General features: G+C 47.8%; 5 protein-coding genes. 1 reads left to right on the forward strand and 4 read right to left on the reverse strand.

All coding sequences use genetic code 11. The annotated features are described in order from the left end of the window. Positions 1-139: 139 nt before the first annotated feature. Positions 140-1,099, reverse strand: coding sequence for an alpha/beta hydrolase (locus tag AC3WTP_RS23175; protein WP_492396987.1), 960 nt, complete (start codon positions 1,097-1,099; stop codon positions 140-142). Positions 1,100-1,248: 149 nt separating this feature from the next. On the opposite strand from AC3WTP_RS23175, the gene AC3WTP_RS23180 reads away from it, so the two are divergent. Next, complete coding sequence (locus tag AC3WTP_RS23180) at positions 1,249-1,713, forward strand: hypothetical protein (RefSeq protein ID WP_492396988.1); 465 nt, start codon at positions 1,249-1,251, stop codon at positions 1,711-1,713. Between the two features lie 110 nt (positions 1,714-1,823). Here the strand turns inward: AC3WTP_RS23180 and AC3WTP_RS23185 are convergent, their stop codons facing one another. From AC3WTP_RS23185 to AC3WTP_RS23195, 3 genes are all read right to left on the reverse strand, one after another. Next, positions 1,824-3,041, reverse strand: coding sequence for an MFS transporter (locus AC3WTP_RS23185; protein WP_492396989.1), 1,218 nt, complete (start codon positions 3,039-3,041; stop codon positions 1,824-1,826). Between the two features lie 100 nt (positions 3,042-3,141). Beyond that, positions 3,142-3,954, reverse strand: coding sequence for a GAF domain-containing protein (locus AC3WTP_RS23190; RefSeq protein WP_492396990.1), 813 nt, complete (start codon positions 3,952-3,954; stop codon positions 3,142-3,144). Positions 3,955-4,069: 115 nt separating this feature from the next. Continuing rightward, complete coding sequence (locus AC3WTP_RS23195; RefSeq protein ID WP_492396991.1) at positions 4,070-4,459, reverse strand: hypothetical protein; 390 nt, start codon at positions 4,457-4,459, stop codon at positions 4,070-4,072. Positions 4,460-4,699 lie beyond the last annotated feature (240 nt).

A 4,699-nucleotide genomic window follows, 5' to 3' on the forward strand; every position in this document is an offset into this window, starting at 1 on the left:
CTTAAGCTACAGCTACTACTGCCTTCGCTGTTCGGGACTTGAACCCTATAGATAGCGCCCATGCTGGGCGCACTAAAGAGCTGTGGGAGAAGTCTCTTCTCCCACAGCTCTTCTTCATGTTATTCAACTACGCATATTGTTAGCTTGTTCCCGCTTCAATCCCCATTATGCGTCCTACAAATCCGCTTACCTTCTTCTCATAGCCTTTCGGATCCGTGATTCTGGCTAAAGCGTGCGCGGCTGTCGGCACGAGCCATATTTCTTTTTCGCTGCTGCATTGCTCATATAGCGGATACACCATCTCGGTCGGTACAAATGTGTCCGCATCTCCGTGTATAAATAGTATCGGCACCTTGGCACGCTGCACCTGCTTAAGCGCATTAGCCTCCTTGAAGCTATATCCCGCTCGCAATTGCGACACTAAGCTCGTAGTCTGCAGCAATGGAAAGCTCGGAAGCTTATACATCTGCTTGAGCTGGAAGGTTAGCTGCTCTTCGACTGAAGTATATGCACAATCCGACACAATGACCTTCACATTCGAAGGCAGTTCCTCACCGCTCACCATCAGCACGGTTGCTCCACCCATCGATACCCCGTGCAGTGCTATCTCCGCATCCGGTCCTGTTCGAGCGATAACCTCATCGATCCACTTCATAATATCCTTGCGATCATGCCATCCGAAACCGATATAATTGCCTTCGCTCTGCCCATGTCCCCGGTTATCGGGCATCAGCACGTTCATACCTAGCTTATCGTAATAGATACACGCGTATGCAACCATATCAAGTCCTCTGCCTGAGTACCCATGAACGAGAATAGCCGTTTGATTCGTTGGCTTCTTTGACTTGATGAACACGCCATGCAGCGCTAAGCCATCATCGCTCTGAATCGTCAAATGCTCAAGCTCATGTTCAGCAAGCCAAGCCTGATTGCATGCCGCCTCTTTTACATAAGGATCAGGCTGCTCCGTATCTGTATTGCCAGCCAAAAAAGGCTTGCTCGTTCGATGAATGGCTAATCTGTAAAAATAGAAGCTTGCAGCGATAATTATGATTAATAATAGTGCGACTACAGCAGTTACTCCTAATACGATATCCATATGTTCTCTACACCTCTATCTCTGCTCTAACAATTATGTCTTATTATACACAAATTATCTGCTGTATCTGCATACATATGACACAACTGAACCCATCTTTAGGCTCTCGCATACGATGTAATAAATTCCTGCAATGGAGGAAATATCCGATGTCCACTAATGATCATCAGACCATGCATAAGCCTGTGCTGTACCAAGGCGATAAGATGCTGATGTCTCAGTTGCAAACGATAAGTGACAACGTAAAGCGAGCGGTTCAACCTTATATGAATCAACACGTTCAAGTCATGATGCAGGACGGCACAACTTATGAAGGAATGATCGCTGGTATAGATAAATGCCATCTATATATCAGCATGACAACAGAGCCAGAACCCATGCCATATTTAACGGGTACGACGACTTATCCAAGCCATTCTTCTACTGACGCGTATACTTCAGCTTATGCACAGGCTATATATTGTCAGCAGCCCTGCAGCTGTACCAGTAATGAAAATGCGATGTCTCCTCTGAACTCGATGTACCCTATGTATCGCGGCTATAACAGCTATTACAACAATGTCATCCTGCCGCTTGTATTGTTCGAGCTGCTCGTCATCGTTCTGTTAATGTAACAGCGATAGACCGCCCCCATGCGCTTTATTGCGCTGGAGACGGTCTTATTCGTCTTGCTGGTTATGTGTGTCCTATCTATGACGTGCATTGCAATCGAGTTAGAGCTTCATTAGGATACCGAAGCAGTTGTTCCCGTTTCCTGGTTCTGCTCTCTAACGCCATTTCTGCGCGCATATGCCATAGCATTTATAACGAAGAGGACGGATATCGTACCGAATACCACTACCATATATTGCAGTCCGATTGTATCGAGCAGCAGACCTGTTGACAGCAGCACAACTTGCATGAGCACTCGGTCCAGCATGCCGCGGAAGGAGAAGAATCGGCCATGCATCTCCTGCGGAATATTGGTCTGGAAGAACGTCGAAATCAACGGGAAGAAGCAGCCCGCCGCGAAGCCAAACAGCCCGAATGCCAGAATGGATACCAGCGGTACATCAGCAAAGAACAAGATTAATTGCGATATGGCGATCAGGAACCCGTAGAAGAACAATTTCTTCAGCAGACTGCCTCGTCCAGCGATACGCTTCACGAAAAATGCCGCTAAGATAAAGCACACACCCTCAGCCGTATATAAGTAACCCTTGATCTGAGCGCTTTCCTGAAGTTCACTGATGTTGATGACCATCAGATTGAATGAACCAATAAACAAGGCCGGAATGAAAGATAAAACTAGCACCATCACTGCAAACGGCATGCTCTTTAGCATGGGGATCATTTCTTTGAACGATGCCTTTTCCTTCTGCTTCAACTGCGGCTTCTGCTCTTCCTCATTCACCTTCAACAGCAGCGTACTAAGCAGCAACAAGGCATAGGCGACAAATGACGCGACATACAGCATGCTAATGCTCATGACAATTAATAATGTCCCTGCAAGCGATGTACCGATGATGCGCGCGATGGTCGACGCATTCATAAACACTCCGTTCAGGGAGATCAATTGCTCGGAAGGTACAATTCGCGGAATGAGCGCCTGTAAGGCAGGAAACATGAAGGAAAGCGACACCTGCAGCGCGATGACGAATACGATCATCCAGAAGATCGAATCATTGGCTATCGCTGCGAACATAAAGCACACGCTGAACAATCTCCCGATGCCGGAGTAAATGAGCACCTTTTTCTTCGGATACATATCCACAACTTTGCCTGCATAAGGCGCCATGATGACCCCTGCGAGCAAGCCGGTGAATAAGACAAGCGATTTCATAAAATCAGAAGGAACCTGCTGCTGCATAAATTCCAGATTAGCGATAATAGACGTCCACATGCCAAGACCCGCTACGAACTCCCCAGCCAGTATAATCCATACATTTCGGTTGGACCACATTCAGGCTCTCCCCCTTTCTGCTGCTTACCTGTATTGAACATATGTTCCTATCATAACAGCGGAGGATATTTATGGCAAATACTTACTTGCATGATATATACTATAGCTGCTGGGCTATGCCTAAGGCGGGGTTGCCTTCGCTCACACTCTTGGCCCAATGTTGAAATGCCTTCGTATGCTCTGTCAGCACACCTGTTACGAATGCGGCATACATCTCGCCGATCGCTCTGCCCGCTTCTGGAAATGGCTCCATCCCATCTATCGTGAGCACGCCGTAGTCGCTGAGCGGCATGCACAGCAGTGTCTGGTATGGACTCTTGGAGTCGGGATTCAGCTCCCAGTCCTCATCCCTCCGCACTTCTGTGCTGTGGACGATCGCTTGCTTGCGATACGACCGCCCTGCTACCGAGCGGTCTACATGCAGCATGCGCTCTCCCACATAGTGCTTCGGAAAGCCCGCCGATGCGAAGCGCATCGTCAGCATCGCATCGCCGTGAAGCCATATGCCGCAGCGGTGATGCCCTCCCGGCTTCAGCTTCATATCGATGGCCAGCATATCAAGCATGCGCTGCATCAGGAATCCCGTCTCCGTCAGCACGACGTAGCAATCGTCGGTCTGCCGCAGATCGTTCAGCGTATCCATGAACGTCCTCAGATTCCGCAGCGCTGACAGCATCTGCTGCGAGCTGTGCTCACTCTCCTGACGAGAGACTTGCAGCTTATCCACCTTATCTTGATACGTCTGCATCCGATCATCCCGCTTCATGATGTCAGTGACCATATCGCTGAATTTTTTATTAATATATAACGTCCGAACAAAATAAAAGATAAGCCCCGCGCATATAACGATCGCAAACATCTGATACGACCACGGCGGAAGCTTATCCAACATCCCTTTAATAATCCCTTCCATACGATCGCCCCATCTCCCGCATTTGCATATTGGTACAATCCTATGCGCGAACTTGGGCGAACATGCATTCTATGATTGAAATGATCTTGCGTACCTAGGCAGAATGCATCAAACGCTACTTCCGATCCTTCATTTTCCAGGAAATATGATAGCTTCCCTCATGATCTTCGGCATCAATACTTAGCTTGTACTTCCCTTGCTGATCCAGATGAACCTGAAAATCTGAAGTTGGAATATCCGTCCCTTGATAGGCATACTCTCCATCCTCATCCTCGATCGAGATATTGAGTTTGCCCTTGATCGATTCGACTTCCACAGATACATCAGTAGGTCCCTTAACTGTAATCGTCTTGCCTTTATGACCATCGAAAAACTTGTACGACATCGACATCATCGTATTGGTATTGTTCCCACTAGACCCAATAGTCGTATAACCGTCCGAAGTGCAGCCTGCTAGTGATACCATGAGCAGAAGGCTTAGCACTACAGCAAGCGCTTGTCTCATACTCTATCTCTCCTCCCCTAGACCATGTTCTTTTTATTCTTCAGCATACATGGGGAAAAATGGGTTTAGTATAACATTTTGCACAGTACATCTAACGGTGTGGTGGCGATACAATGACTTTTAAACCATTTTCTGTATTGATTATGATTTGGTCATGGTATCCTAATCGAGTAGGAGGGGGCGACTAGCCCCCGTCCTCTCACACCACCGTACGTACCGTTCGGTATACGGCGGTTCATG

Source organism: Paenibacillus sp. EB106-04-04-XG159, assembly GCF_058791835.1.